The sequence below is a fragment of the Curvibacter microcysteis genome (assembly GCF_028649455.1).
Lineage (GTDB): Bacteria > Pseudomonadota > Gammaproteobacteria > Burkholderiales > Burkholderiaceae_C > Curvibacter > Curvibacter microcysteis.
The window spans coordinates 896,593-922,584 of record NZ_JAQSIO010000001.1; the positions used below are offsets into that span (position 1 = coordinate 896,593).

Sequence of the window (25,992 nt, forward strand, 5' to 3'; positions counted from 1 at the left end):
CGGGAATGCAGCTTTATCTGCGCTTTACCCTGCTCAATTTTTATGGCCCTCACCCCTCAGGACATCGGCCGGATTGCCAATCTGGCCCGGCTGGAACTCCAGCCCGCCGAAAGTGAGCGAATGCTCACTCAACTGAATGGCTTTTTCGACATCGTCGAAAAAATGCGTGCCGTGGACACCACCGGTCTGGAGCCCCTGGCCCACCCCGTGGCCATCATCCAGGACGTGGCGCTGCGCCTGCGCGAAGACATCGCCAGCGAGCCCAACCAACGCGAAGCCAACCAGCAAAGCGCCCCTGCCGTCGAGCGAGGCCTGTTCCTGGTGCCCAAGGTGATCGAGTAAGGACCGCTCCGCATGACGACCCCCGCATCCTCTGACCTGCACGACTTGAGCGTGGCCGAGCTGGCCCGCCAACTGCGCGACCGCCAGGTCTCCGCCGTCGAAGCCGCCACCCATTTCCTCGGCCGCATCCAAGCCGCGCCGCAATGGGGCGCTTTTGTGGCCCTCAATGAAGAGGCCACCCTGGCCCAGGCCCGTGCCGCCGACGAGCGTCTCAGCCGCGGCGAAGCCCTGGCTTTGGACGGCGTGCCCATTGCACACAAAGATATTTTTGTTACAAAAAACTTTGCCAGCACCGCCGGCTCGAAGATGCTGGACGGCTACCGTTCGCCCTTTGACGCCACCGTGGTGACTCGCCTGGCCGACGCCGGCGCCGTGACCCTGGGCAAGCTCAACTGCGACGAATTCGCCATGGGCTCGGCCAACGAGAACTCGGCCGTGGCCCCACTGGGCTTTGACGCGCCCGCCCCGGTGCGCAACCCCTGGGCCAGCGACCGTGTGCCTGGCGGCTCCTCGGGCGGCAGCGCCGCCGCCGTGGCCGCGCGCCTGGCCCCGGCCGCGACCGGCACCGACACCGGCGGCTCGATCCGCCAGCCCGCCAGCTTTTGCGGCATCACCGGCATCAAACCCACCTATGGCCGCGCCTCGCGCTACGGCATGGTGGCCTTTGCCTCCAGCCTGGACCAAGCCGGTCCGATGGCCCGCAGCGCCGAAGACTGCGCTTTGCTGCTGTCGGCCATGTGCGGCCCTGACCCGGACCGTGACTCCACCTCGCTGGACCTGCCGGCCGAGAACTTCGCCCGCGGCCTGAACGACTCGATCGACGGCCTGCGCATCGGCATTCCGGCCGAGTTCTTTGGCGACGGCCTGGCACCCGACGTGCGCGCCGCGGTCGACGCTGCGCTGAAGGAATACGAAAAGCTCGGCGCCAAGCTGGTGCCCATCGCGCTGCCGCGCACCGAGCTGTCGATCCCGGTCTACTACATCATCGCCCCGGCGGAAGCCAGCTCGAACCTGAGCCGCTTTGACGGCGTCAAGTTCGGCCACCGCGCCAAGGACTATGGCGACCTGACCGACATGTACAAGAAGACCCGCGCCGAAGGCTTTGGCGACGAGGTCAAGCGCCGCATCATGATCGGCGCCTATGTGCTGTCGCACGGCTACTACGACGCCTACTACCTGCAGGCGCAGAAGATCCGCCGCATGATCGCCGACGACTTCCAGCAAGCCTTCAAGAGCTGCGACGTGATCGCCGGCCCCGTGGCCCCGACCGTGGCCTGGAAGCTGGGCGAAAAATCCGCCGACCCGGTGGCCAACTACCTGGCCGACATCTTCACCCTGCCCGGTTCGCTGGCTGGCCTGCCCGGCATGAGCCTGCCCGCCGGCTTTGGCGAAGGCGGCCTGCCCGTGGGCCTGCAGCTGATCGGCAACTACTTCAGCGAGGCCAAGCTGCTCAACGCCGCCCACCGCTTCCAGCAAGCCACCGATTTCCACCTCCGTCGTCCGGAGGGCATCTGACCATGAGCAAGAACAAACTCGTGCAAGGCTACGAAGTCGTGATCGGCTTCGAGACCCATGCCCAACTCTCGACCCAGAGCAAGATCTTCAGCCGCGCCCCCACTGCTTTTGGTGCCGAGCCCAACACCCAGGCCTGCGCGGTGGACCTGGCCTTGCCCGGCACGCTGCCGGTGATGAACAAGGGTGCGGTCGAACGCGCCATTGAGTTCGGTCTGGCCATTGGCTCGCACATCTCGCCCAAAAGCATCTTCGCGCGCAAGAACTACTTCTACCCCGACCTGCCCAAGGGCTACCAGATCAGCCAGTTCGAGATCCCGGTCGTGGTCGGCGGCGAGGTTGAGTTCTTCTTGGGTGACGAGAAGAAAACCGTGCGCCTGGTGCGCGCCCACCTCGAAGAGGACGCGGGCAAGTCACTGCATGAAGACTTCATCGGCCAGTCGGGCATTGACCTGAACCGCGCCGGCACGCCGCTGCTGGAAATCGTCACCGAGCCCGACATCCGCTCCAGCGACGAGGCTGTGGCCTACGCCAAAGAGCTGCACAAGATCGTCACCTGGATCGGCATCTGCGACGGCAACATGCAAGAAGGCAGCTTCCGTTGCGACGCCAACGTGTCGGTGCGCCGCCCGGGCGAGCCGCTGGGCACGCGCCGCGAGATCAAGAACCTGAACAGCTTCAAGTTCATGCAGCAGGCCATCGACTACGAGGTGCGCTGGCAAATCGAGCAGATCGAAGACGGCCACGCCATCCAGCAGGCCACCGTGCTGTTCGACCCCGACACGGGCGAAACGCGCGCCATGCGCACCAAGGAAGACGCGGCCGACTACCGCTACTTCCCCGACCCCGACCTGCCCCCGCTGGTGATTGCCGACGAGTGGGTGCAGCGCGTGAAGGCCGCGATGACCGAACTGCCGCGCACCATGGCGGCCCGCTTTGTGGCCGACTACGGTCTGCCCGAATACGACGCCACCACGCTGACCCAAAGCAAGGCCATGGCGGCCTACTTTGAAGCCGCCGCCAAGGCCTGCGGCCAGGCCAAACTGGTCAGCAACTGGGTCATGGGCGAAGTCTCACGCCGGCTCAACAGCAGCGAAGCCAGCATCGAAACCGCCCCGGTCAGCGCCACCCAGTTGGCGGCCCTGATCACACGCATTGCCGACGGCACCATCTCCAACAACGCCGCCAAGCAGGTGTTTGAGGTGCTGTGGAGCGGTGAAGCGACCGAGGTCGACGCCGTCATCGAAGCCAAGGGCTTGAAGCAGATGAACGACAGCGGCGCGCTGGAAAAGATCATCGACGAGGTGATTGCCGCCAACGCCGACAACGTGGCCCAGTACAAGGCCGGCAAGGAAAAAGCCTTCAACGCCCTGGTCGGCCAGATCATGAAGGCCAGCAAAGGCAAGGCCAACCCAGGCCAGGTCAACGAGCTGCTGAAGCAAAAGCTGGCCTGAGGCCCTCCCTCAGACCCCGCCCGTCCCCGCCTGCGCGAAGCGGGGATGGCGCGCTCAGCCTGCCCTGTGTTGAACCTGCCCAGGGCCTCAGCGCTGGCCAGGCCCCCAGATCAGCTGCAGGCGCTTCAACTCCTGGTCAAAACGCTGGTTGATGCGGTCTTTCTCACGCGCCTGGTCGGCAATGAAGCGGTTTTGCGCCTCTTCGGCCTGCTGGTTGTCCTGCAACTTCTGGCGCAGCGCCGGCGGCGTCTTGCTGGGGTCTTTGCGGTAGAACTCAAATTCGGCCTGGATGGCCTTGCGCTGCTCGCGCAATTCGTCGATGCGCTTTTGCGCGATCTTCACCACCGAGTCCACTTGCTTGAGGGCTTCGATGCGTTCGCTGTCGTGCGCGGCCTGGCTGGGGTAGCGCGCAGCCAGGGCGCGGTCGCGGCGGCGCTCCTCGCTCAGGCGCGCCTGCTCTTCATCCAGCAGGCGCTGGCGTTCTTCGGCCGCGGCACGCTCCTGGGCGGTGAGGGCCGGCGCCAGCTTGCGCTTGACGGTGCCACTGGGGTTGAGCTCGCGCTGCTCACGGTCCTGGCACTCAGGGATGGGGCGGTCCGAGGTGATGCGCCGGCCAGACGCATCGGTGCAGGTGAAGATGCCTTGCGCAGCCACACCGATGTGCAGGCCCATGCCTACCCACAGGCCCAGCCATGCACACGTCCCACCCCATTTAGTCACTTTTATCCTTCATCGACTCCGTAGCGCTCACGGTAAGCCAGCACACGGGCGTGATCGGCGGCCAAAGCACCGTCACCCTTTGCATTCAGATACTGTAGCAAGTCTGCCAGTTTGGCGACCGCACAAACCTGCAAACCGAGCTGCTGGCGGACATATTGCACAGCACTGTGCGCCACGTCCTGACCGTTTTCCGTGGCTTTCTCTTGGCGGTCCAGCGCCAGGGCCACCGCGTGCGGGGTGGCGCCTGCAGAGCGGATGATGGCGATCGACTCGCGGGCGGCGGTGCCGGCCGACATGACGTCGTCGACGATCAGCACCCGGCCTTGCAGCGGCGCACCCACCAGGGTGCCGCCTTCGCCATGGTCCTTGGCCTCTTTGCGGTTGTAGGCAAAGGGCACGTTGCGGCCCAGGCGGGCCAGCTCAATGGCCACGGCCGCTGCCAACGGGATGCCCTTGTAGGCGGGGCCAAAAATCATGTCGAACTCGATGCCGCTTTCCAGCAGGCGTTTTGCATAGAATTCGGCCAGTTTGCCCAGCTTGGCCCCGTCGTCAAACAGACCGGCATTGAAGAAATACGGGCTCAGTCGACCGGCTTTGGTCTTGAATTCGCCAAAGCGCAAGACGCCCGAATCCACCGAAAACCGCACAAACTCCTGTGCCAGCATGTCTTGTCCGGCTGCTGCTCCAGACCCTTGCGCGCTCTCAACCACCATGGGGAAATCCTTGTTCAAATTAACCAGCCTCAACCTCAACGGCATCCGCTCAGCCACCACCAAGGGCGTCGAAGCCTGGATTGCGGCCACACAGCCGGATTGTATTTGCGTGCAGGAAATCAAAGCCCAGGCGCCGGACATGGCGGGCCGCTTCGAAAGCCTGGCGGGCTTGACCGGACACTTCCAGTTTGCCGAGAAAAAGGGCTACTCGGGCGTGGGCATCTACACCCGCCACGAGCCCAGCGATGTCGTCATTGGCCTGGGCTCCCCTGAGTTTGATGCCGAAGGCCGCTACGTCGAGCTGCGCTTTGACACCCCGAGCCACAAGCGCTCCATCATCAGCAGCTACTTCCCCAGCGGCTCCTCAGGGGAAGAGCGCCAGCAGGCCAAGTTCCGCTTCCTGGCCCTGATGCACCCGCACCTGATGGCGCTCAAAGCACAGCGCGACTTCATCCTGTGTGGCGACATCAACATCGCGCACCAAGAGGCTGACCTGAAGAACTGGAAGGGCAACCAGAAGAACAGCGGCTTCCTGCCCGAAGAGCGCGCCTGGATGACCCAGCTGCTGGCCGACGACGCCGCCACCGGCGGCCTGGTCGACGTGTACCGCCGCCTGCAGCCTGACACCACCGACGCTTGCTACACCTGGTGGAGCAACCGTGGCCAGGCCTATGCGAAGAACGTGGGCTGGCGTCTGGACTACCACCTGGCCACGCCCGCGTTGGCTGCCACGGCCCGCAGCGAGGCCATCTACAAAGACGAGAAGTTCTCGGACCACGCGCCCATCACCATCGGCTACGACTTCAGCCTCTGAGCCTGCCGCCGCGCGGCCCGGGACTTGGCGCCACCCGAGGCGCGGGCCTCGCCTGCCGGCCGGCCGCCACGGGGCGCCCCACGCGCCCCGCTCGGCGGCAAGCCGCCCTCCTGACACGACCTGAAATGCCCCTCAATTCGCCACGTCTTAATAGATGCATTTAAAATGCACTTATTAACCCACTAAGGAGCACCTTCATGCTGAACACAGTCACCCGCCAACTCGTCAAAGCCACGGCCCCTGTCCTCAAGGAGCACGGCGTGACCCTCACCCGGCACTTTTACGCGCGCATGTTCCAGCACAACCCTGAACTGCGGGAGGTGTTCAACCAGGGGCACCAACGCGGCGGATCGCAGCAAGAAGCCCTGGCCATGGCCGTGGCCGCCTACGCGGAACACATCGACCACCCCGAGGTGCTGATGCCGGTGTTGGAGCGCGTCGCCGCCAAGCACGTCAGCCTGGGCATTCGCCCGGAGCACTACACCATCGTGGGGCGCCACCTGCTGGCCTCGATTTCGGAGGTGCTCGGCGAAGGCGCGACGCCTGAGTTGATCGAGGCCTGGGCGGCGGCCTATGGCCAACTCGCCGACTTGCTCATGGGCCTGGAGCAGCAGGGCTACCACCAAGCCGCCAGCCAAGCGGGGGGCTGGACAGGTTGGCGCAGCTTCCGCGTGCAGACCAAGCGCGCGGAGAGCGAAGAAATCACCTCGTTTGAACTGGTGCCCGCCGACGGCGGCCAGGTGCCCAGCTACCGGCCGGGCCAGTACGTGTCGGTTCGCCTGCTGGTGCCTGAACTGGGCTACCGCCAGCCTCGGCAGTACAGCTTGTCTGACGCCCCCGGACGCGCTCACCTTCGCATCTCGGTCAAGCGCGAAGCCGCCGATACCGACCGCCCTGCGGGCATGGTGTCCAACCGCTTGCACGACCACGTCCAGGCCGGTGATGTGATTGAACTGGCGCCGCCGGCGGGTGACTTCTTCCTGCACACCGATCGCCAAACCCCGGTGGTGCTGCTCAGCGCCGGTGTGGGCATCACCCCGATGATGGCCATGCTGGCCCACTTGCAAGCCACGGCACCGCAGCGACCGCTGCGCTTCGTCCATGCGGCACGCCATGCGGGCGTGCAGGCCTTCGCCCCGCAAGTGCGCGCCTTGACGCAAGCCATGGCGAACGCGCAGGCCTGGTTGGTTCATGAGGCGCAGCGGCCCGAGCCCGCGTCTGCGCAACCTGATGCCTTGGGTCGCCTCGACCTCCAACACCTGGCCGCGCAGGACTTGCTGCCACCGGACGCCGACTACTACCTGTGCGGCCCAAAGGGCTTCATGAGCGCCCAGATCCACGCCCTCAAGGACCAGGGCGTGGCCGCTGAACGCATCCATGCAGAAGCCTTCGGGACCGGTGGCGTGGCGGCTTGAGGGCGCCGCGAGGGAGCAGGCGCGGGACGTGGGCGACAGGTTGTATGCTCCAAAGCCCTTCCCTCCCCCTCGACGAGACCGCGCCATGCAACTCACTCGCTTCACAGACCTCGGCCTGCGGGTGCTGATGTACCTCTGCCACGCCGAGCCACCGCAGGCCATCACGATTGCCGAGGTCACCGAGCGCTTCGACGTCTCGCACAACCACCTGACCAAGGTGGTGCAATTCATGGGGCAACAGGGCTGGTTGGTCAACGTGCGGGGCAAAGGCGGTGGCATGCGCCTGGCGCAGCCGGCTGAGCAGTTCCGACTGGGCCAACTCGTGCGTGCCCTCGAACGATCGCACGAGCTGATCGACTGCGCCGAGCCCCCCTGCGTCCTGCGAGGCCAGTGCACGCTCAAAGGGCTGCTGTCCCAGGGTGAAGAGGCGTTTTACGCCGCCCTGGACCAGTACAGCCTGGCCGATGCGCTGAAGGGCAAAACCCAGGAAGCCATCGTCAAGCTTCACCGCAGCTCACCCTACGCGCGCTAAAGAGCAGGCGACCCAGGGCGTGGTGCAAGCGCCGAATCGGACGGCGGTGCGCGCACAACACTCCAAAATGATAAACAAATACGCCTCTTATCAAGCAATCGTGAATTGATAAGATGTTGTAGGTATCGGAGGAGTGAGAAGTGAAACGCAATATGTCTTTCTGGGCCTGCACAGGCATGGCCGTATTGAGCGCCCTGGCCAGCAGCGCCTCAGCGCAATCGCTGGCGCCCGTCAACTCGGACTGGCTGAACTACCAATCGACCCGGACGCTGAAGCAGGCCACGGTGCCCAGCGAGGGCGCCACGGGCCAGGGCACCGGTTGGGTGCCCTCCCCGATGGACAGCAGCCACATGACGGGCCAGATCCCCACGCAGGTGCAAAACCTGCTGCAGACCAAGGCGGCCAGCGCCGATGGCAGCGTGCTCAAGGCCACTTTCCCCAGCAGTTTTGACCTGCGCACCCAGGGCTGGATCTCGCCGGTGCGCAACCAAGGCGCCTGCGGCGATTGCTACGCCTTTGCCACCACGGGCTCGCTGGAATCCACCATGCTGGCCACCCAGGCCGGCGCCTACGACTACTCCGAGAACCACATCAACGTCCGCCACGGTTTTGACTTCCCCGTCTGTGAAGGCGGGAACATGCAGATCACGGCGGCCTACCTCACGCGCTGGGGCAACACCGAAGGCTTTGCCGCCGGCCCGGTGTTCGAGTCCGACGACCCCTACACCTCCACAGCGGCCACCTCGGTGGCCGGTTTGTCGCCGCGCCAGCACGTGCAGCAGGTGATGTACCTGCCCGAGCGCGCCAACGCCACCGACAACACCAACTGGAAGTACGCCCTGCAGCAGTACGGCGCGGCCGCGGTGGCCATGTACATCAGCAGCAACTCAGCCCACTGGAATGCCAGCACGGCGTCGTACTACTACACAGCCGCCACCCCGGCCAGCGCCAACCACGCGGTCACCCTGATCGGCTGGGACGACAACTACCCAGCCAGCCAGTTCAGCACCCGCCCACCCGGCGATGGCGCCTTCTTGTTGAAGAACCAATACGGCAGCAGTTGGGGCAATGGCGGCTACTTCTACATCTCTTACTACGACGCGCGCCTGAGCAATGCCGCCGTGTTCAGCCCGGCGCAAAGCGTCAACAACTATGGCCGGGCCTACATGTACGACCCCCTGGGCAGCGTGAGCGCCATGGGTTACGTGGGCAGCACCACGGCTTACGGCGCCAATGTCTTCACCGCCCAGGCCACCGAATCGATTTCAGCGGTGGGCCTGTACCTGCCGGATGTCAACGGCAGCTACCAGATCGACATCTACACCGACCTGAGTACCGGCAGCAACCCGGTCTCGGGCACGCTGCAAACCAGCGCCCGCACCACGGGCTCCTTCCCGTACTCGGGCCTGTACACGGTGGCGCTGAACAGCCCCGTGCAAGTCAAGGCGGGCAGCAAGTTCTCGGTGGTGGCGCGCATCACCAACACCACCTCCAACTACCCCTTGGGCATCGAGAAACCCTATGCGGGCTATTCGAGCCGTGCCACCGCCAGCAGCGGGCAAAGCTTCGTCAGCTTCAGTGGCAGCACTTGGACCGACCTGGCCAGCGTCCCCGCCTACGCCAACACCAACCTCACCCTGCGCGCCTACACCCAGGCCGGCAGCACCGCTGCGGCCGCCGCCAACTACGACGGCATCTACCAAAGCAGCAGCAACAGCAACAGCTACCTGTCGGTGCACCAGAACGGCAGCAGCATGATCATTGCCAACTTCAACACCGTGGGCGCGGTGGCGGTGCCCCAAAGCACGGTGCTGGGCAGCTACCGGCCGGAGCGCCAGGACATCTGGGACCTGTACCAGGGCACGCTGAGCGGCAACGTCGGCACCTTGTCGGGCCAGTTGCTGTTTGGCGCCTGCCAGACCCAGGTCAGCGCGATTTTCACCAGCACGACGGTGCAGCTCAACCTGTCCGGGCTCAGTGCCACGGCCGCCGGCGCGGCGCAAAGCGTCAACTGCTCAAGCTCGGTGATCCCGAGCAGCACCGTCTACACCAAAGTGATGTAACGCCGCCAGCCAACCGGAGCCCGCGATGCCAGCCTCTTTCCTTTCCCATCTCTCCTCCCCGTTGCGCCATGTGGCGGCCCTGGCCCTGCTCGGCGCTGCCGCCCTGGCCCCCCATGTGGCCCAGGCCGTGGGCGCGTATGACGGCATTTACCAAAACAGCCAGCAAAGCAGCAACTACCTCTCGGTGCACCAAAACGGCAGCACCCTGATCGTGGCCAGCTTCAACACCATCAGCCCGGTGGGCGCGACCCAGACCACCGTGGGCGGTGCCTACAAGCCGGCCCGGCAAGACATTTGGGACCTGTACCAAGGCACGATCACGGGCAGCACCGGCATCCTGAATGGGCAGGTGATTTACGGGGCTTGCCAGGTTTCGGTCAGCGCGGCCTTTGACAGCACCGGTGTGCAGCTGGTCTTGGGTGCCCTCAGCACCACCGCCTCGGGCCTGAACCAGGGCCTGAACTGCAGCCTGCTGCCGGCACGCACGGCCACCAACGTCCGCTTCAACAAAATCTACTGAGCCCGGGCCGAAGACTGACCCACGGGACAGCGTGTGGGCCGAGCGCCATGCGACACTTCGGGCCCATGAGACACCTGCTGCCCACCCGACTCAGCGCCCTGATCGCGCTGGCCCTTGGCCTGACCCTGGGCCCAGCCCACGCCGACGGTCCGCGCGACGAGTTCTTCTGGCTCGGCGAGATCAACAAAGCCACAGCGGTCATCAACACCGAACAAGGCCTGCTGGACCGCCGCCTCACCCCGCTGGTCACGGCCGGCCTGCGCCAGGTGCTGCGCGATGGCCAACAGCCCGGCGCCAAGCGCCCAGCCAGCGTGATCACCTTCGAGCCCCTGTTGATCCAGGCGGCCGGCCCGGAGATCACCTGGCTGCACGCCGGGCGCTCCAGCCAGGACATGCACGCCACCTTCCGCGCCGCCATCCTGCGCGACGAGATGCTGCGCCTGGCGGATCAGCTCAACGCCACGCGCCGCACCCTGATCGACCTGGCCGATCAGCACCGCGCCACCATCGTGCCCAACTACACCAACGGCGTGGCCGCCCAACCCAACAGCTATGGCCACACCCTGCTCGGCCACGCCGCGGGCCTGGAGCGCGATGCCCAGCGCCTGCGCGAGGCCTATGCGCGCATCGACCGCTCGCCCATGGGCAGCACTGTCTTGAACGGCAGCAGCTGGCCGCTGGACCGGGCTCGCATGGCCGACTACCTGGGCTTTGCCGCGCTGGTGGAGAACGCCTACGACGCGGGCCAGATCTCATCCGTCGACGAACCGGTGGAGGCGGCGGCGCTGGCCACCAGCCTGGCCTTGCACACCGGCCAGTTCATTGAAGACGTGATGACCCAGTACGCCCAAGCCCGGCCCTGGATCCTGCTGGAGGAAGGCGGCGCCAACACCTACGTGTCCAGCGCCATGCCGCAAAAGCGCAACCCGGGCCTGCTCAACGCCACCCGGCGCGACGCCAGCAGCGTGCTGGCCCAGGCCCACGGCGTGGTGCTGCAGGCGCACAACATCCCGCCGGGCATGAGCGACGCCAAAGAGGTCAAGCCCAACACCACCTTGCTGCGCGACACCGGCGCCGTGCTCAAGCGCTGGCAGCAGATCTTGCAGGCCTTGCGCGTCAACCGCGAACGCGCGCTGGACGAGCTCAACAGCGACTGGACCGCCTCGCAAGAGCTGGCCGATGTGCTGATGCGGCGCTTCCAACTGCCGTTCCGGGTGGGACACCACTTTGCCTCCGAGGTGGTGGAATACGCGCGCGCCAAAGACATCCGGCCGCTGGACTTCCCCTACCGCGAGGCCCAACGCATTTACGCTGAAACGGTGCAAGGCAGCGCCCACCCAGCCCAGCTGCCGCTGAGCGAAGCCGAGTTCCGCGCCACGCTGGACCCGGTGGCCATCGTGAACAACCGCGCCACTGTGGGCGGCCCCCAGCCGGCCGAGATGACGCGCATGCTGGCCCGCGCCCGGCAGAGCGTGGTCGAGCAAGAGACCTGGGTGCGCGCGCGCCGCGAGCACGTGCAGCGCGCCCTGGCCCGGCTGGACCAGGACTTTGATCGCCTGGCCGACAGCGCCTCCAGCAGCGCTGCGCCTGCCAAGTAAGGAAGGGCCGTCAGCGGCTCAGCGCAAAAAGCGCTCGGGCCGGAACGGCGAGGCGTCGATGGCCGGCGTCTCGCCCGCCATCAAAGCCCCCAGCAAGACCGCTGTGCCAGGCCCGGTACTGAAGCCGATGTGCTGGTGGCCAAAGGCCAACCACAGACCGGGCTGCCCAGGTGCAGCGCCAATCATGGGGCGGCTGTCGGGCAAGGTGGGGCGGCTGCCCATCCAGGGCTCGGCCTCCACGCGCGCGCCCAGCGGGAAGGCCTGGCGCGCAGCCTCTTCGGCCAGCGCCAGCTGCAGCGGGTTGCGCGGTGCGTCCAGGTCGGTCAGTTCCACCCCGGAGGTCAAGCGCAGGCCCTGCGCCATCGGCGACAGCACATAGGCGCCCCCCGTGTCGTACACCGGGCGGCCCAGCGTGGCCCCGCCTTCGGCACCGAAATGCCGGTGGTAGCCGCGCTCAAACGCCATCGGCACGCGCAAGCCCAGCTGCTCTTTCAAGAAGCCGGCGCTCCAGGGCCCCAGGGCCACCACCACGCGGTCGGTCTGGGCCGTGGTGCCGTCGTTCAGGCGCAACTGCCAGGCCGCTGGCGACCCACTGCGCGCCAGGCCCTGCACCGGGCTGCAGACCAGGCGACCGCCCTGGGCCACGAACAGACGCGCATAGGCCTCGGTCACCGCGCCCGGGCTGTCCACCGAGGCGCTGTCCTGCACCCAGAGCGTGCGCGGAAACAACCCGTGCTTCAAACCAGGCTCCAGGCCCTGCAACTCGGCAGCGTCCAGGCCCTGGGTGCGGACGCCATAGCGCTCAAACACCGCACGCCCCGCCGCCCCGGCGTCGTACGCCGCCTGGCTGCGGTACAGGAACAACCAGCCGTTGTCACGCAAGCGGTGGCGCTCACCGGCCAGGCCCAGCAAGCGCTGGTGCTCGGTGGTGGACAGGCGGATCAGGCCATCCAAGGCCCGCGCCGTCTCCTCAAAAGGCTGTGGGCGGGCGCGCGCGAGAAAGCCCGTGGCCCAGCCCAGGTTGCGCGCCAGAAAGGAGGGGCTGTAGCGGAACTGCGGCGACTGATTGCGCAGCAAATTCGGCAAACTGGCCCACAGGCCGGGGTGGTTGAAAGGGATCAGCGAGCTGCGCGCGATCACACCCGCGTTGCCGTAAGAGGTTTCTTGGCCGGGCGCTCGGCGTTCATACAAGGTGACCTGAAAGCCACGCCTTTGCAGCTCCAGCGCGCAGGACACGCCCACCATGCCTGCGCCCAGAACGGCGACCGTGTTGCTCATTGCGGAAATCCTTTGGGAGACCCATGGAAGGCTGGGACGACCTGGGCGGCGGCAGCCCCAACGCTGCATGCACCGGCCCGCTGTCGGCGCGGATCTGAGATCAGCGGCCGCAAGGAGTATGCCAGCGGACAAGGGCCACCCAGCCCAGGTCCGGCCTTTGGATGGGCCGTGCGGGGCTGATGGATGCGCGTGCTCAGTCCAGCGTCAGGTTCTGCGTCTTCACCACTTGCCGGTACAGCGCGAGTTCCACCTTGATTTGCTCTGCGAACTGCTCGGGGGTCGTGCCCAGAATCATCGAGCCCGTGCCTTCGATGTGTTGCTGCACCACGGGGTTGGCCAGCACTTTCTTGAGGGCCGCATGGATGCGGTCAACGACCTCTTTGGGCGTGCCCTTGGGGCCCACGATGCCGTAGTAGGCCATGCGGTTGACCGGCTCCAGGCCCACCTCCTTGAAGGTGGGGACATTGGGCAGGGCCGCCAAGCGCTTGGGCGCGGCCACCACGATGGGCACCAGCTTGCCCGCCTTGATGAAGGGCAGCGAGGACGGCAGGTTGTCCAGGTTCATGCTGACCTGGCCGGCCACCACGTCGTTCAAAGCGGGGCCGGCGCCCCGGTAGGGAACATGGGTCACTTGGACGCCCGTCGACGCTTTGTACATCTCCATCAGCATGTGGGTGATGCTGCCGCTGCCGGTGGAGGCATAGGCGTACTTGTCGGGGTTGTTCTTGAGTTCCTGAACAAAGCCCTTGTAGTCATGCGCCGGAAACTTCGCGGTGACCGCAATCACATTGGGCGTGGCCGCGATGTTGATGATGGGCGTGAAGTCCGTCTCCGGGTTGTAGGGAAACTTGGGCGTGATGGCCGGGTTGGTGGCCGTGGTCGACACCGTGGCCATGCCCAGGGTGTAGCCGTCGGGCTTGGCGCGCACCAGTTCTTGCGCCCCCACCGTGCCGCCCGCACCGCTTTTGTTGTCGACCACGACGGCCTGCCCCAATTCCCGGGCCAGAGGCTCGGCCACCACACGGGCAATGAGGTCGGTGGTGCCGCCCGCGGCAAAGGGAACAATCAGGCGGATCGGCTTGCTGGGGTAGCCGGTTTGAGCCAGCACGGCGGTGCCGGCGCTCAGGGCCAGGCTGCAAAGCACAGCGCGTGCGCCCAGGCGCAGCAGGGGGATGGACATGAAGGTCTCCTTGTCGGGTTGGTGATGGATGGGGCGGGGCTTGACATTCAGCGGTGGCGGCGCACCAGGTGTTGCGGCCCCAGCTCGTGGCAGGCCGTCACGCCGAGCATGGCCATGTTGCGATCCACTTCGTCGCGCAACAGGCCAATGGCATGGGCCACCCCGGCTTCGCCGGCCACGGCGGCGGCGTAGTTGAAGGGGCGGCCAATCAGCACCATGCGTGCGCCGAGTGCCAGCGCCTTGAGGACATCCGCGCCGCGCCTGAAGCCGCTGTCGATCAGCACCGGGTAGTCGGGGCCCACGGCCTGCACCACCGCCTCCAGCACGCGCATGGGCGATGCCGCGCCATCGAGTTGGCGCCCACCATGGTTGGAGAGCACGATGCCATCGGCGCCGATGCGCTGGGCCTGGAGAGCGTCTTCCACGCTGAGCAGGCCCTTCACGACCAAGGGCCCTTTCCAGCGGCGGCGAATGGCTTCGAGGTGCTGCCAGTTCAAATGGTCGCGGGCCGAGAAATCGCGCAGCACGGAGGGCGACAGGATCGGGGCGCCACGGGTTGCAAAAGAGTTCTCGAAGTGCGGCATGCCATGGCGCCACAAGGTGCGCAAAAAGGTGTTGAGCACCCAGGCCGGCCGCACCATCCCATCCCAGGCCAGGCGCAGACTGGGGCGCAGCGGTGTCGAGAAACCGGTGCGGATGTTGTTCTCGCGGTTGGCCGAGATGGGGATGTCCACGGTCACCACCAAGGTGCTGAAGCCCGCCCGCTCCACCCGATCGATCAGCGCGTCAATGCGCGCCTGGTCGCCCGGGATGTAGGCCTGAAACCAGGTCGCGGGCGACTCGCGCGCCACGTCTTCCATCGGGATCAGCGAGGTGCCACTCATGATGGACACCACCCCCGCCTGTTGCGCCGCCCGCGCCAGCACCAAGTCGCCACGGTAGGTGGACAGGGCATTGATGCCCATCGGGGCGATGCCAAACGGGCTGCTGTAGCGCTGGCCGAACAGCGTGACCGACTGGCTGCGCTGGGAGACATCGCGCAACACCCGCGTGACCAAACCGTACTCGGCAAACACCTCACGGTTGTCCCGCAGCGAAGCACAGTCCTCGGCCGCGCCAGCGATGTAGCCAAAAATCGGTCGCGGCAAGCGCCGACGCGCCGCCCCTTCGAAGTCGTGCAGCGACAGCATGGGGCGCAGCGCGGCGGGGAGTTGGACGGACGAGGGTTCTGCGTAGTTGGCCATGGGGAGGGGCGAGGGAATCAATCGGGTGGCTGCGACTTTAGGCAGGCGGCTTATCCAAGAAAAGCGATATATTTCGAACGCCTATGTTCGCCTTCTGGAAACATGTCCACCCCCTCGATCAAACAACTGGAAGCCTTCTGGTGGGCGGCCACCTGCACCAACTTCGCCACCGCGGCCGAGCGGGTGCATTTGTCGGTGTCGTCGCTGTCCAAGCGCATCACGGAGCTGGAAGCCACGCTGGGCCAGCCGCTGTTTGACCGCAGCGGCCACCGGGCCGTGCTGACCGAGGCCGGGCAGCAGCTGCTGCCCGCCGCCCTGGAGGTGCTCAACGCCATGGCGGCCTTGAGCCAGACCCTGGCGGCGAGCGTGGCCTTGACGGGCCGCTGTCGCTTTGGGGTGGGCGACCTGTCCGCCCTGACCTGGTTGCCGCACTTTGTGGCTGCCGTGCGCCAGGCCCACCCCCAACTGGCCTTGGAACCCTGCGTCGACGTTGGTCGCGTGCTGGAACGCCGCCTGGCCGATGGCGAGCTGGACTTTGCTGTGATCGCGGGCCGCAGTTCGCGCAGTGAATTGCTGTCGCAGCCGGTGGGTGCAGCGCACTTCAGCTGGGCCGCAGCGCCGGGTTTATCGGACGCGCAGGGGCAGGAGGCGGCCCAGCTCCTGCAACGCTTTCCTTTGGTGAGCCTGCCCCACACGGCGGGCACCACCCGGCTGCTGGATGACTGGTTGCAAAGCAACCAAGCCACGGTGCGGGAGCGCATCCACTGCAACAGCTGGGGCGCCGTCGCCGGCATGTTGCGCCTGGGTGTGGGGATTGGCTTTCTGCCCACGAACTGGGTGGACACCCCAGGCCTGCGCGCCCTGACATCCGCCACCCCGCTGCGGCCTTTGCACTACACGTTTCAATGGCGGCGCGGCGATGCGCGCGCCCTGATCACCACCCTCCAAACCCTGGTCCAGCAGCAGCTCGATTTTCGGCACCACCCCTTCGGCACCTGACGCCAGGCCCTGGCCACGCCTCGAACCGCCGGCCCCCGGCGGAGGCTTATGCTTGGGCCGGTCGACCTGTTCAAATACCGCAGGGTCACCCCTTTTGTTTTGGCTTGCGCCCCACCACCCCATGCTGCATTACCACACCATCCCCGTCACCGCCTTTCAGCAAAACTGCTCCATCGTCTGGTGCGACGAAAGCCACCAGGCCGCGGTCATTGACCCGGGCGGTGACATCGACCGATTGCTGGCCGAACTGGACCAACGCGGGCTGAAGCTGGAGCAAATCTGGCTCACCCACGCCCACATCGACCACGCCGGCGGCACGGCCGAATTGGCCCAGCGCCTGAACCTGCCCATCATCGGCCCGCACCCGGGCGACCAGTTCTGGATCGACGGCCTGCCGCAGCAAAGCCAGATGTTTGGCTTCCCGCCCGCCGGCCTGTTCACGCCCACGCGCTGGCTGCACGACGGCGACACCGTGACCCTGGGCAGCCACACCCTGCAGGTGCGCCACTGCCCCGGCCACACGCCCGGTCATGTGGTGTTTTACTCACCCGAGATGAAGCGCGCCTTTGTGGGCGACGTGCTGTTTGCGGGCAGCATCGGCCGCACCGACTTCCCGCAGGGCAACCACGAGCAGCTGATCGCCAGCATCACGGAGCGCCTGTGGCCCATGGGCAATGACACGGTGTTCATCCCGGGCCACGGCCCGGAAAGCACCTTCGGCCGCGAACGCCAGAGCAACCCCTACGTCGGCGGGACCTGAGGGCCTCAACCGTTCTTGCGCGCCGCCTCGTACAGCGGCATCACCTTGGGCAGCTTGCGCTCGATGTCGGCGATCCGCGTCGCGCCCGACGGGTGGGTGGACAGGAACTGCGGCGGCGCGCCCTTGCTGGCGGCCGTCATCTTCTGCCACAGTGTGACCCCGGCGCGCGGGTCAAAGCCAGCGCGCGCGGCCAGCTCCATGCCCACCAGGTCGGCTTCAGACTCATCCTCGCGGCTGAACTCCAGCGTCAGCAACTGAGCGCCGTACTGGGTCAGGGTCTGGCCGATCTGGCCAAAGCCCAGCACCGAGCTGATCACGTTCACGCCGATGTTGGTGGCGGCCGACTTGCCCATGCGTTCGCGCGCATGCTCGCGCAGGGCGTGCGCAATTTCATGCCCCATGACCATGGCCACCTCGTCGTCGGTCAGCTTGAGCTGGTCCAGGATGCCGGTGTAGAAGGCGATCTTGCCGGCGGGCATGCAAAAGGCGTTGATCTGCTTGGAGCCAATCAGATTGACCTCCCAGCGCCAGTCGCGGGCGCGGGGGTTCCACTCGTAGCTGTAGGGGATCAGCCGGCGCGCAATCGATCGCAGGCGCAGCACCTGCGGGTGGTTGTCGCTGCCCAGGGCGTTTTTGGATTGCGCCTCGCGCAGCATCTGCGCGTACTGCTGCACCGCCGCCTGCTCGACCTGGGACGCTGGCACCAGCTTGGTGAAGGCCGAGTTCTTGCCCACGTCATCGCCCACGCCCTGGGCCCAGGCCGCAGGCAACGCCGCAGCGCCCATCAGGCCCAGCCCCAAGGCCAAGGCGCGCAGGTGCCGGCGCAGTGGGTTCCGGGCGGCCGAGGGCAGCGGGGTCGACACAGTGGCGGGGGTCCGAAAGAGCGGCTCTGACATGGGGGTCTCCGAGGGCAAACAGGTGGGGAGAAAGAAGTCCAACGCTTATTATTCCCGCATGAACGATGCCCCTGCCGCAGACAGCGCCGCCCCCGCCCCCCGAAGCTCCTGGCTGACCACCCTGAAGGTCTACCTGGAAGCCCCCAGCCTGCGCATGTTGGCCCTGGGGTTTTCGGCCGGCCTGCCCTTGCTGCTGGTGCTGGGCACGCTGAGTTTTCGCCTGCGCGAAGCCGGTGTGGACCGCACCACCATCGGCTACCTGTCCTGGGTCGGCCTGGCCTATGGCTTCAAATGGGTCTGGGCACCGCTGGTGGACCGGCTGCCCCTGCCCGGCCTGACGACCTGGCTGGGCCGGCGCCGCAGCTGGCTGCTGCTGTCGCAGCTGGCCGTCACCGGCGGCCTGGTGGGCATGGCCCTGGTCGACCCGCAACAAGACCTGCACCTGCTGGTGGGCTGCGCGCTGGCGGTGGCCTTTGGCTCGGCCACGCAGGACATCGCGCTGGACGCCTTCCGAATCGAATCGGCCGACGCCCAGCGCCAGGCCGCGCTGGCCGCGTCCTACCAGACCGGTTACCGGCTGGCCATGATCTGGGCCGGCGCTGGGGTGCTGTGGGTGGCGGCGCGCGCCGAAGTGCCCTCAGCCAACGCCTACCAACATGCGGCCTGGCAAAGCGCTTATTTGGTGATGGCGGCCTCGATGGCGGTCGGCATGCTGACCGTGCTGTTTTCTCGCGAGCCCGTGCCTCAACCGTACAAGCCGGCGCGCAACGCGGCCGAGTGGCTGCAAGGCGCGCTGATCGAACCCTTTGCCGACTTCCTGCGCCGCTACCGCTGGCAGGCTGCGCTGATCCTGGGCCTGATCGCCGTCTACCGCATCAGCGATGTGGTGATGGGCATCATGGCCAACCCCTTTTACGTGGACATGGGCTACACCAAGGATGAGGTGGCGGCGGTGACCAAGGTGTATGGCGTGGTCATGACCCTGCTGGGGGCTTTTGTGGGCGGCGCCCTGTCCATGCGCCTGGGCGTGATGCGCGTGCTGATGCTGGGCGCGGCGCTCAGCGCCGCCAGCAACCTGCTGTTCGCCTGGCTCGGCGCACGCGGGCACGATGTGAATGGGCTGATCTTCGTGGTCTCGGCGGACAACCTGTCGAGCGGCATCGCCTCGGCGGCCTTCATCGCGTATTTGTCGTCTTTAACCAACATCAGCTACTCCGCAACGCAGTACGCCCTGTTCAGTTCGATGATGTTGCTGGCCCCCAAATGGCTGGCGGGCTTCTCGGGTCGCTATGTAGACGCCTTTGGCTACAGCCAATTTTTTGTCTCGACCGCCTTGCTGGGCGTGCCGGTACTGCTGTTGGTGGCGCTGGCGTCGCGCGTCAAGATAAAGCCAACGCCTTGATTTTTGAGGGGACTGGTGCTCTAAAAACCAGAGCACTGCGGAGGGCGACAGGCGCTGATCAGCCGCTCTGGAACGGGTTTACTTTACTTTACGGCCACTTCAAGATGTGCCTACAAGTTTGAATGATGATCTGTCAAGCAACTTTACAACGATCACGCCCATGTCCACCCAGCTCCTGATGATTGAAGACGATGCCCGCCTGGCCCAGATGGTGGGGGAATACCTCGGCCAATCCGGCTTTGCCGTGGCCCATGCCGCCACCGGTGCGGCGGGCCTGGAGCGCATGCAAGGCAGCACCGGCGCGCCCGATCTGGTGGTGCTGGACCTGATGTTGCCCGACCTGGACGGCCTGGAAATCTGCCGCCGCATCCGCTCCCTGCCGGGCGCGCAGGCGCAAACCCCCATCCTGATGCTGACCGCCAAGGGCGATCCGATGGACCGCATCATCGGCCTGGAGCTGGGCGCTGACGACTACCTGCCCAAGCCGTTTGAGCCGCGCGAGCTGCTGGCCCGCATCCGCGCCATCCTGCGCCGCAAGAACGACAGCGCCAGCGCGCCCTCGCAGTTGATGCGCTTTGGCTCGCTGGAGATCGACCGCGACGCCCGCAGCGTGACCGTGGGCGGCCAGGCGGCCGAGCTCACCTCCTACCAATTCGACCTGCTGATCACCCTGGCCGAGCGCGCCGGCCGCGTGCTCACGCGCGACCAGATCATGGAAGCCGTGCGCGGTCGCGAACTGGAGGCCTTTGACCGCTCGATCGACGTGCACATGGGCCGCATCCGCCTGGCCATCGAGTCCGATCCCAAGGCCCCCAAGCGCATCCTGACGGTGCGCGGCGTCGGCTACGTGTTTGCCAAACAACAGGACTGAGCTTGACGCCCCCCCTCCCCCCCGCAGCCCCGGCGACCCCGTTCACCGGCACCCCTTTGCAGCGCCTGACCCGGCGTCTGTATGTGCGCATCTGGCTGGCCGTGCTGCTGGCCATGGCCGTGCTGACCCTCGGTGTGGCCGGTGCCTGGCGCTTGGCCAGTGACCCGCCCCTGCGGGAGGCCGTGGTGCGCAATGCCACGGGTGAGGTGGTGGGATCCGGCTCCCTGCGCCTGCGCCCGCCGCCGCCCAATGAGGCCGGAGGCCCTCCCTTGGGGCCCCCGCCCCACGCCGGCCCCGAAGGAGGACCACCGCCCCACGCGGGCGAGCCCCACCTGGGCCGCACGGGGCCCGAGTTCGTGGTCAAGATGGACAGCGGTGAGGTGCTCAACATCCACCTGCCGCGCCCGCCGCGCAACATCGTGGGCAAGCCTTTTGGCTTTTTCTGGACCCTGGGCCTGTGTGCGATCGCCGTCGCCCTGGCCACCTACCCCATCATCCGCAAGCTCACGCGCCGGCTTGAAGAACTGCAGCGCAGCGTTGAGCGCTGGGGCGATGGCGATTTGTCCGTGCGCGTGCCTGTCAAGGGGCACGATGAGGTGGCCTACCTGGCGGGACGCTTCAACCACGCCGCCGAGCGCATCCAGACCCTGATGCAGTCGCACAAGGCCTTGCTGGCCAATGCCTCGCACGAACTGCGCTCGCCTCTGGCACGCATCCGCATGGGCGTGGAGCTGATGGGCACCCAGGCCGCGCCCGGCTTTCGTGAAGAGATCAAGCGCAACATCGCCGAGCTGGACCAGTTGATCGATGAAATCCTGCTGGCCAGCCGGCTCGACGCCAGCGAGGCCGACCTGGGCACCCTGGAATCGGTGGATTTGGTGGGCCTGTCGGCCGAGGAATGTGCGCGCGTCGGTGCCGAGCTTGAGGCCGACGACGGCAGCAGTGAACTGGCCGTCACCGGCGTGGCCAAGCTGCTGCGCCGCGCCGTGCGCAACCTGCTGGAGAACGCGCGCCGCTACGGCCAGGGTGACATCAGCGTCAAGCTGTCGCGCCAAGGCCCGCTGATTTTGCTGGCCGTGTGCGACCGGGGGCCCGGCGTGCCGCCCGCGCTGCGCGAGCGCATTTTTGAGCCCTTCTACCGCCTGCCTGGCGCCAGCGAGCGCGAGGGCGGCGTGGGCCTGGGCCTGGCCCTGGTCAAGTCGATCGCCGAGCGCCACGGGGGCAGCGTGCACTGCGAAGAGCACGAAGGCGGTGGCGCCTGCTTTGTGCTGACCCTGCCGCACACGCCCTGAGCCTCCACGGTCCGTGCCCTGATGCCCACCCCGCCTCAGCCAGCCGACGCCATGCCGCCCTCCTGCAAGGCTTGCACCAAGGCCCGCAAGGCGGCAGACACAGGCTCTTGGCGGGTCACCAGCCAGGTGATCTGACGCGCCCAGGCCTCGGGCAGCGACTGCACCTGCAGCCCTCGGGTGTCGATGCCACTCAGCACGGCCCGGGGCAGCAGCCCCAAGCCCATGCCCGCGGTCACCGCCGCCGCCAGCGCATGGTAGGAGCCGATCTCGGTCGCCGGCCCGGGTGGCAGGCCTTGCGCCCGGGCCCAATCCAGCGCGACCTCGCGGTAGGCGCAGCCGGCACTGAAGGTCACCAGGCCGGGCGGCAGGGGCGACGCCAGGGTCGAGTCGACCGACGGCGGAAGCGGGGCAATCAACACCAACTCCTCTTCAAACACAGGCTGCCAGTGCAGGGCGGGCCGGTTCGCCGGGCCGGCCACCAGCACGGCGTCCAGCGCATGCTGCTCCAGGCCTTGCAACAAGGCGCCGGTGGTCCCTGTGCGCAACGACAAGCGCATGCCCGGTTGGCCCCGGCGCAGCTGCGCCAGCACAGGCGCCAGGCGCACAGCGGCGGTGCTTTCCATGGCGCCCAGACACAGCACGGCCCCGGGGCCGGTGCCCGCCAGCTCCTGGCGCAGCGCGACCAGGTCCTGCACCAGGGCGGCACTGCGCTCGTAGAGGTGGCGGCCCTCGGGGGTGAGTTGCAGGCGGCGGCCGGCGCGCTCGAACAAGGCACACCCCAGGTCGCGCTCCAGGGCCGACAGGCGCGCCGAGATGCTGGACTGCACGCGGTGCAGCTGGGTGGCGGCCGCCGTCACCCCGCCGTGTTCCACCACGGCCCGAAACGTCTGCAGATCGGCAAAATCCATACTTCGTCCAAATCGATGAATGGCTTCATTTTTATTCGTTGGACTCGCTTTGTCACGCCCACCACAATCGGCCCATGAACCAGCCCACCCGCCCCGCCCTCCCCGCCGCATCAACCTCGCTCTGGCCCGACTCCCGCTTCAGCCAGCGCTACGGCCTGAGCCTGCCCGTGGCCCTGGCGCCCATGGCCCTGGCCTCGGGTGGCGCCCTGGCCGCCGCCTGCGCCGACGCCGGCGCCCTGGGCCTGGTGGGGGGTGGATATGGCGATCTCGCCTGGACCCAACGTGAGTACACACTCGCATTGCAGGCCAAATCTACACGACGCATTGGCTGCGGCTTCATCACCTGGAAGCTGGACGAAGACGCCTCCGCCTTGGACTGGCTGCTGGACCAGGCCGAGGCCGATTTGCCGCGCGCCCTGATGCTGTCCTTTGGCGACCCCCGGCCCTATGCGGCGCGCCTGCAAGCCCGGGGCGTGGACCTGATCTGCCAGATCCAGCGCCTGGAGCAACTGCCGCTGGCCCTGGAAGCCGGCGCCCAGGTGGTGGTGGCCCAGGGCGCCGAAGCGGGCGGGCACGGCATGAACGCCTTGAACGGCCGCGCCACCTTCACCCTGGTGCCTGAGCTGGCCGACGCCCTGGCCGCCCAGTCGCCGGCCACCTTGCTGCTGGCCGCTGGGGGCATTGCCGACGGCCGCACCCTGGCCGCCAGCCGCGTGCTGGGGGCCGACGGCGCCCTGGTCGGTTCGCGCCTGTGGGCCAGCCAGGAGAGCCTGGCGCCCGCCGGGGCCAAGGCCCAAGCGGTGGCCAGCACGGGCGACGGCACGGCGCGCTCCGAGGTGTTTGACATCCTGCGCCGCAAGAACTGGCCGGCGCCCTTTGACTTTCGCGCCCTGCGCAACCCACTGCACCAGGCCTGGGAGTCGCATGTGGAGGCCCTGCGCCAAGACCCGGCCGCCGCCCGCGCTGACTACGACGCCGGCGTGGCAGAACAGGACTACCGCCGCGCCCACGCCACCGTGGGTGAGGGCGTGGGTTTGATTCACGACTGCCCGCCCGCCGCGCAGATCTTGCAAGCGATGGGCGAGGAAGCACGCCAACGCCTGGGCGGCTGAGGGGGAATCAGGCGCGCGAAGCGGCACCAGGCCGCCCGTTCAAAGAACGCAGGCGGCGGGCCTCAGTTCTGCCAGGGCTGGTCAAAGGCCGAACGGGCCATGTGGGGCGGCTGAGGGTTCAGGGCGACCCCAGCCAGCACCTCTTCGTAGCACTGCAGGTAGCCCCGCGCCATGGTCTCGGCGCTGAAGCGTTGCAGCACCGCGGCCTGGCAGGCGCGCGGGTCGCCGCGCCAGGCGCGCACGGCCTCGGCCAGCGCCGACGCGCTGGCGGCCAGGGTGCCGCAGTCAGCCGGCACCAGCTCAGGCAAGGCGCCGTAGGGGGTGGCGAACACCGGGCAACCAAAATAAAGGCTCTCGATCACCGCCAGGCCAAAGGGCTCGTGCCAGCGCACCGGCAAGATCAGGCCGCGCGAGGCGTTGAGCAAATCAAACTTCTGCTGCCCGCCCACCATGCCAAAAAAGTGCACGCGCGGCGACCAGGTGAAGCGAAAGCCACGCCGCAGGTTGAGCCGCGTGCCGCCCAGCACGTCCAGTTCAACCCCGGCCAGGGCCGCCACACGGATCGCGCCCTTGACGTTTTTCACCCGCCAGGCCGCCTTGCCCAGGAAGTGATGGTGGGCGCGCGGGCGATCGAAGTCGACCGGCCCATAGGCCGACCAGTCCAGGCCATTGAGCACATAGCGGGCACTGCCGTGGCGCTGCGCATGGTTGCGCGAGACAAATACCGTGTTCAGCGCCAGGGGGTCGGGGTCGCGGCCATTGCCGTGCTCGGTCACCACAAAGGGGCGGCCGATGTCGGTCTTGGGATTGAACTGGAAGTGCACCACATCCACATCGGCCGGGATCTGCGCCGCCCAGGGCTGGCCCGGGCGGATGGGCAACACCTGGGCGAAATCGCAGTGCGAGCCCTCAGGCACCAGGTAGCTGACGCGGTGGCCCAAGCCCACCAGGGCGCGACCCAGGTCCCAAATCACACGCTCGGTGCCGCCATAGGCAAACACCGGGATGGGCGCATTGTTGACCAGCAAGACATGCATTGGCGGGCTCCGGCTTCAGGCGGCGGGGGTGGGCGCGGCGGCCGCAAGCGGCGGCACGGTCGGCTCAGGCTGGCGCAGCGCGCCGTACATCAGCAAGGTCATGAACAGGTAGAACATGGTGCCGCTGTTGTGGCCCAGAAAAGCCTGCGTCAAGCCAAAGCCCAAGTAAGCCAGCGGCATCATCAAGGCCGCCAGTTGCAAGCCTTGCCGTTCAGGCGACAGGGCTTGGCCCCACCGGGGCCAGAACAACCACAGCACCGAGCCATACAAGCCCAGCACCGAAAGCAGGCCCAGCAGCCCGCGCTTGGCGAACACGTCCAAGAACTCGTTGTGTGCATGGCCGTAGACCAGCACCACGGCCGGGGCTTCACCCGCGGCAACCATGCGGTGCTTTTCCTGCTCATAGCCGGCCTGGGTCCAGCCCAGCAAAGGACGCTGCAGGCCCATGTGCCAAGCGGCCTTCCAGTGCGCCAGGCGCTGGCCGACCGAGTTGTCCGAATGGCCTGTGGTCTCGTACTGCCGAACCTCGTCCACCGCCAATTCCAGCCGGTGCACCAGGGTCGGGCCCAAGGCGCCCACCAGCACGACCAGGGACAAACCCAGCGCCGTCAGGGCCAGCAGCAGGCGTTTCAAAGGGATGTAGCGGCGCACCAGGAACACCAGCACGGGCAAGATGAACAGCAGCGACAACCAGCCGCCGCGCGCCTGCGACAGCAGCGAAGCCACCAGGCCCAGCACCATGCCCACGCCCAGCGCCAGGCGCCAGACCAGACGGCGCGGCCCCTCGGGCCAGGTCATGGCGCCCACCAGGCACATCACGGCCATCAAAAGGCTGAGGTTGCCGTACTGGATGGCATTGGTGAACCCTTCGGTGCGCCACATGCCCTGCACCAGGTACTGGTAGAGCGACACCAGGCCACTGAGGCTGGCCCCCGCCGCCAGCCCCGCCCACAAGGCCCTCGGGCGCGGCGGGTAGCGCAGCACAAAGAACAAACAGGGCAAGGCCAGGAAGTACTTGAGCGGCTTGTCCAGCCCACGCCAGCTGCCCTGGCTGATCACCGCATCGACCAGCCAGTCCAGGCCCATGAACACCAGCGCCGCGACCAGCCAGCGCAGCTGAGCCCAGTCCGGCGGACGATGCCACCAGTGGCGCACCGTCAGTAAGGACGCGAACAACAGCAAGGTCGCCCCCCAGGAATAACCGCTGGGCAGGCACAGCGACAGCGCCGGCAGGGCAAAGGCGGCCAGTGAAGACGCACGCTCGGCCGGCGACCACTCGCCCGCAGACACCGGCCCTGGTGGCGCGGTCGATGGGGAGGTGGGCTGCATG

Annotated in this window: 24 protein-coding genes; 15 read left to right on the top strand and 9 right to left on the bottom strand. The window is 67.1% G+C overall.

From position 1 onward, the window contains the following. Window positions 1-42 precede the first annotated feature (42 nt). Genes gatC through gatB form a run of 3 tightly spaced genes read left to right on the top strand, consistent with a single transcriptional unit; the run spans window position 43 to window position 3,308 of the window. Entirely contained in the window at window positions 43-342 is a 300-nt protein-coding gene (gatC, locus tag PSQ39_RS04020) for an Asp-tRNA(Asn)/Glu-tRNA(Gln) amidotransferase subunit GatC (RefSeq protein ID WP_273925338.1), read from the top strand. A 12-nt stretch (window positions 343-354) separates the two neighbouring features. Then, on the top strand, window positions 355-1,857 hold the full coding sequence (gatA, locus tag PSQ39_RS04025; RefSeq protein WP_273925339.1) for an Asp-tRNA(Asn)/Glu-tRNA(Gln) amidotransferase subunit GatA: 1,503 nt from the start codon (window positions 355-357) through the stop codon (window positions 1,855-1,857). Window positions 1,858-1,859: 2 nt separating this feature from the next. After that, window positions 1,860-3,308, top strand: coding sequence for an Asp-tRNA(Asn)/Glu-tRNA(Gln) amidotransferase subunit GatB (gene gatB / locus PSQ39_RS04030; protein ID WP_273925340.1), 1,449 nt, complete (start codon window positions 1,860-1,862; stop codon window positions 3,306-3,308). Between the two features lie 87 nt (window positions 3,309-3,395). Here the strand turns inward: gatB and PSQ39_RS04035 are convergent, their stop codons facing one another. Both PSQ39_RS04035 and pyrE read right to left on the bottom strand, forming a co-directional pair. After that, entirely contained in the window at window positions 3,396-3,980 is a 585-nt protein-coding gene (locus PSQ39_RS04035; protein ID WP_273925341.1) for a DUF4124 domain-containing protein, read from the bottom strand. A 50-nt stretch (window positions 3,981-4,030) separates the two neighbouring features. Next, window positions 4,031-4,741 carry an orotate phosphoribosyltransferase gene (pyrE, locus tag PSQ39_RS04040; protein ID WP_273925342.1) on the bottom strand — a complete coding sequence of 237 codons (711 nt, stop codon included), beginning with the start codon at window positions 4,739-4,741 and terminating at the stop codon, window positions 4,031-4,033. A gap of 10 nt (window positions 4,742-4,751) precedes the next feature. On the opposite strand from pyrE, the gene PSQ39_RS04045 reads away from it, so the two are divergent. The 6 genes from PSQ39_RS04045 (at window position 4,752) to PSQ39_RS04070 (ending at window position 11,683) form a co-directional block, all read left to right on the top strand. Continuing rightward, window positions 4,752-5,555, top strand: coding sequence for an exodeoxyribonuclease III (locus tag PSQ39_RS04045; RefSeq protein WP_273925343.1), 804 nt, complete (start codon window positions 4,752-4,754; stop codon window positions 5,553-5,555). Between the two features lie 197 nt (window positions 5,556-5,752). After that, window positions 5,753-6,970, top strand: coding sequence for an NO-inducible flavohemoprotein (hmpA, locus tag PSQ39_RS04050; RefSeq protein WP_409241981.1), 1,218 nt, complete (start codon window positions 5,753-5,755; stop codon window positions 6,968-6,970). Between the two features lie 85 nt (window positions 6,971-7,055). Then, a complete protein-coding gene (locus PSQ39_RS04055; protein WP_273925344.1) occupies window positions 7,056-7,502 on the top strand; it encodes an Rrf2 family transcriptional regulator in 447 nt (148 codons plus the stop codon). 140 nt (window positions 7,503-7,642) lie between these two features. Continuing rightward, entirely contained in the window at window positions 7,643-9,565 is a 1,923-nt protein-coding gene (locus PSQ39_RS04060) for a C1 family peptidase (RefSeq protein ID WP_273925346.1), read from the top strand. Between the two features lie 25 nt (window positions 9,566-9,590). Then, window positions 9,591-10,085: a hypothetical protein gene (locus PSQ39_RS04065; RefSeq protein ID WP_273925348.1), complete on the top strand. Its 495-nt coding sequence runs from the start codon at window positions 9,591-9,593 to the stop codon at window positions 10,083-10,085. 65 nt (window positions 10,086-10,150) lie between these two features. Continuing rightward, on the top strand, window positions 10,151-11,683 hold the full coding sequence (locus PSQ39_RS04070) for a lyase family protein (protein ID WP_273925350.1): 1,533 nt from the start codon (window positions 10,151-10,153) through the stop codon (window positions 11,681-11,683). A gap of 18 nt (window positions 11,684-11,701) precedes the next feature. Here PSQ39_RS04070 and PSQ39_RS04075 read toward each other — a convergent pair whose 3' ends face one another. The 3 genes from PSQ39_RS04075 to PSQ39_RS04085 all read right to left on the bottom strand — a co-directional run bounded on the left by PSQ39_RS04075 (window position 11,702) and on the right by PSQ39_RS04085 (window position 15,385). Further along, on the bottom strand, window positions 11,702-12,961 hold the full coding sequence (locus PSQ39_RS04075; protein ID WP_273925351.1) for an NAD(P)/FAD-dependent oxidoreductase: 1,260 nt from the start codon (window positions 12,959-12,961) through the stop codon (window positions 11,702-11,704). Window positions 12,962-13,154: 193 nt separating this feature from the next. Next, the gene (locus PSQ39_RS04080) at window positions 13,155-14,141 is read right to left on the bottom strand and encodes a tripartite tricarboxylate transporter substrate binding protein BugE (protein WP_273925352.1); all 987 of its coding nucleotides are present in this window, start codon (window positions 14,139-14,141) and stop codon (window positions 13,155-13,157) included. A 47-nt stretch (window positions 14,142-14,188) separates the two neighbouring features. Further along, complete coding sequence (locus PSQ39_RS04085; RefSeq protein ID WP_273925353.1) at window positions 14,189-15,385, bottom strand: alpha-hydroxy acid oxidase; 1,197 nt, start codon at window positions 15,383-15,385, stop codon at window positions 14,189-14,191. A gap of 102 nt (window positions 15,386-15,487) precedes the next feature. On the opposite strand from PSQ39_RS04085, the gene PSQ39_RS04090 reads away from it, so the two are divergent. After that, complete coding sequence (locus tag PSQ39_RS04090) at window positions 15,488-16,384, top strand: LysR family transcriptional regulator (RefSeq protein ID WP_273925355.1); 897 nt, start codon at window positions 15,488-15,490, stop codon at window positions 16,382-16,384. 121 nt (window positions 16,385-16,505) lie between these two features. After that, window positions 16,506-17,144 carry an MBL fold metallo-hydrolase gene (locus PSQ39_RS04095; protein ID WP_273925357.1) on the top strand — a complete coding sequence of 213 codons (639 nt, stop codon included), beginning with the start codon at window positions 16,506-16,508 and terminating at the stop codon, window positions 17,142-17,144. 5 nt (window positions 17,145-17,149) lie between these two features. On the opposite strand, the gene PSQ39_RS04100 is transcribed toward PSQ39_RS04095, so the two are convergent. Further along, a complete protein-coding gene (locus PSQ39_RS04100) occupies window positions 17,150-18,040 on the bottom strand; it encodes a M48 family metallopeptidase (protein WP_409241982.1) in 891 nt (296 codons plus the stop codon). Between the two features lie 58 nt (window positions 18,041-18,098). Here PSQ39_RS04100 and PSQ39_RS04105 point away from each other — a divergent pair, with 58 nt between their 5' ends. The 3 genes from PSQ39_RS04105 (at window position 18,099) to PSQ39_RS04115 (ending at window position 21,605) form a co-directional block, all read left to right on the top strand. After that, window positions 18,099-19,442 carry an AmpG family muropeptide MFS transporter gene (locus tag PSQ39_RS04105; RefSeq protein WP_273925358.1) on the top strand — a complete coding sequence of 448 codons (1,344 nt, stop codon included), beginning with the start codon at window positions 18,099-18,101 and terminating at the stop codon, window positions 19,440-19,442. Window positions 19,443-19,602: 160 nt separating this feature from the next. After that, window positions 19,603-20,313, top strand: coding sequence for a response regulator (locus tag PSQ39_RS04110; protein ID WP_273925360.1), 711 nt, complete (start codon window positions 19,603-19,605; stop codon window positions 20,311-20,313). A gap of 113 nt (window positions 20,314-20,426) precedes the next feature. After that, window positions 20,427-21,605, top strand: coding sequence for a sensor histidine kinase (locus PSQ39_RS04115; protein ID WP_273925632.1), 1,179 nt, complete (start codon window positions 20,427-20,429; stop codon window positions 21,603-21,605). Between the two features lie 35 nt (window positions 21,606-21,640). Here PSQ39_RS04115 and PSQ39_RS04120 read toward each other — a convergent pair whose 3' ends face one another. Further along, complete coding sequence (locus PSQ39_RS04120) at window positions 21,641-22,513, bottom strand: LysR family transcriptional regulator (RefSeq protein WP_273925361.1); 873 nt, start codon at window positions 22,511-22,513, stop codon at window positions 21,641-21,643. Window positions 22,514-22,587: 74 nt separating this feature from the next. On the opposite strand from PSQ39_RS04120, the gene PSQ39_RS04125 reads away from it, so the two are divergent. Next, entirely contained in the window at window positions 22,588-23,625 is a 1,038-nt protein-coding gene (locus PSQ39_RS04125) for an NAD(P)H-dependent flavin oxidoreductase (protein ID WP_273925363.1), read from the top strand. A gap of 62 nt (window positions 23,626-23,687) precedes the next feature. Here the strand turns inward: PSQ39_RS04125 and PSQ39_RS04130 are convergent, their stop codons facing one another. Both PSQ39_RS04130 and PSQ39_RS04135 read right to left on the bottom strand, forming a co-directional pair. Further along, window positions 23,688-24,662, bottom strand: a complete 975-nt coding sequence (locus PSQ39_RS04130; protein WP_273925365.1) for a glycosyltransferase — start codon at window positions 24,660-24,662, stop codon at window positions 23,688-23,690. A 15-nt stretch (window positions 24,663-24,677) separates the two neighbouring features. Then, window positions 24,678-25,991 carry an O-antigen ligase family protein gene (locus PSQ39_RS04135; RefSeq protein ID WP_273925366.1) on the bottom strand — a complete coding sequence of 438 codons (1,314 nt, stop codon included), beginning with the start codon at window positions 25,989-25,991 and terminating at the stop codon, window positions 24,678-24,680. Between the last annotated feature and the right edge of the window lies 1 nt (window position 25,992).

What these genes read in the sequence shown, in the direction of transcription:
- PSQ39_RS04055 (WP_273925344.1), top strand. Translation starts at nt 7,056, where the DNA reads ATGCAACTCACTCGCTTCACAGACCTCGGCCTGCGGGTGCTGATGTAC.
- PSQ39_RS04090 (WP_273925355.1), top strand. Translation starts at nt 15,488, where the DNA reads ATGTCCACCCCCTCGATCAAACAACTGGAAGCCTTCTGGTGGGCGGCC.
- PSQ39_RS04130 (WP_273925365.1), bottom strand. Translation starts at nt 24,662, where the DNA reads ATGCATGTCTTGCTGGTCAACAATGCGCCCATCCCGGTGTTTGCCTAT.
- PSQ39_RS04095 (WP_273925357.1), top strand. Translation starts at nt 16,506, where the DNA reads ATGCTGCATTACCACACCATCCCCGTCACCGCCTTTCAGCAAAACTGC.
- PSQ39_RS04075 (WP_273925351.1), bottom strand. Translation starts at nt 12,961, where the DNA reads ATGAGCAACACGGTCGCCGTTCTGGGCGCAGGCATGGTGGGCGTGTCC.
- hmpA (WP_409241981.1), top strand. Translation starts at nt 5,753, where the DNA reads ATGCTGAACACAGTCACCCGCCAACTCGTCAAAGCCACGGCCCCTGTC.
- pyrE (WP_273925342.1), bottom strand. Translation starts at nt 4,741, where the DNA reads ATGGTGGTTGAGAGCGCGCAAGGGTCTGGAGCAGCAGCCGGACAAGAC.
- PSQ39_RS04115 (WP_273925632.1), top strand. Translation starts at nt 20,427, where the DNA reads ATGGCCGTGCTGACCCTCGGTGTGGCCGGTGCCTGGCGCTTGGCCAGT.
- PSQ39_RS04110 (WP_273925360.1), top strand. Translation starts at nt 19,603, where the DNA reads ATGTCCACCCAGCTCCTGATGATTGAAGACGATGCCCGCCTGGCCCAG.
- PSQ39_RS04135 (WP_273925366.1), bottom strand. Translation starts at nt 25,991, where the DNA reads ATGCAGCCCACCTCCCCATCGACCGCGCCACCAGGGCCGGTGTCTGCG.
- PSQ39_RS04100 (WP_409241982.1), bottom strand. Translation starts at nt 18,040, where the DNA reads ATGTCAGAGCCGCTCTTTCGGACCCCCGCCACTGTGTCGACCCCGCTG.
- gatA (WP_273925339.1), top strand. Translation starts at nt 355, where the DNA reads ATGACGACCCCCGCATCCTCTGACCTGCACGACTTGAGCGTGGCCGAG.
- PSQ39_RS04035 (WP_273925341.1), bottom strand. Translation starts at nt 3,980, where the DNA reads ATGGGCCTGCACATCGGTGTGGCTGCGCAAGGCATCTTCACCTGCACC.
- PSQ39_RS04105 (WP_273925358.1), top strand. Translation starts at nt 18,099, where the DNA reads ATGAACGATGCCCCTGCCGCAGACAGCGCCGCCCCCGCCCCCCGAAGC.
- PSQ39_RS04080 (WP_273925352.1), bottom strand. Translation starts at nt 14,141, where the DNA reads ATGTCCATCCCCCTGCTGCGCCTGGGCGCACGCGCTGTGCTTTGCAGC.
- PSQ39_RS04125 (WP_273925363.1), top strand. Translation starts at nt 22,588, where the DNA reads ATGAACCAGCCCACCCGCCCCGCCCTCCCCGCCGCATCAACCTCGCTC.
- gatC (WP_273925338.1), top strand. Translation starts at nt 43, where the DNA reads ATGGCCCTCACCCCTCAGGACATCGGCCGGATTGCCAATCTGGCCCGG.
- PSQ39_RS04065 (WP_273925348.1), top strand. Translation starts at nt 9,591, where the DNA reads ATGCCAGCCTCTTTCCTTTCCCATCTCTCCTCCCCGTTGCGCCATGTG.
- PSQ39_RS04120 (WP_273925361.1), bottom strand. Translation starts at nt 22,513, where the DNA reads ATGGATTTTGCCGATCTGCAGACGTTTCGGGCCGTGGTGGAACACGGC.
- PSQ39_RS04085 (WP_273925353.1), bottom strand. Translation starts at nt 15,385, where the DNA reads ATGGCCAACTACGCAGAACCCTCGTCCGTCCAACTCCCCGCCGCGCTG.
- gatB (WP_273925340.1), top strand. Translation starts at nt 1,860, where the DNA reads ATGAGCAAGAACAAACTCGTGCAAGGCTACGAAGTCGTGATCGGCTTC.
- PSQ39_RS04070 (WP_273925350.1), top strand. Translation starts at nt 10,151, where the DNA reads ATGAGACACCTGCTGCCCACCCGACTCAGCGCCCTGATCGCGCTGGCC.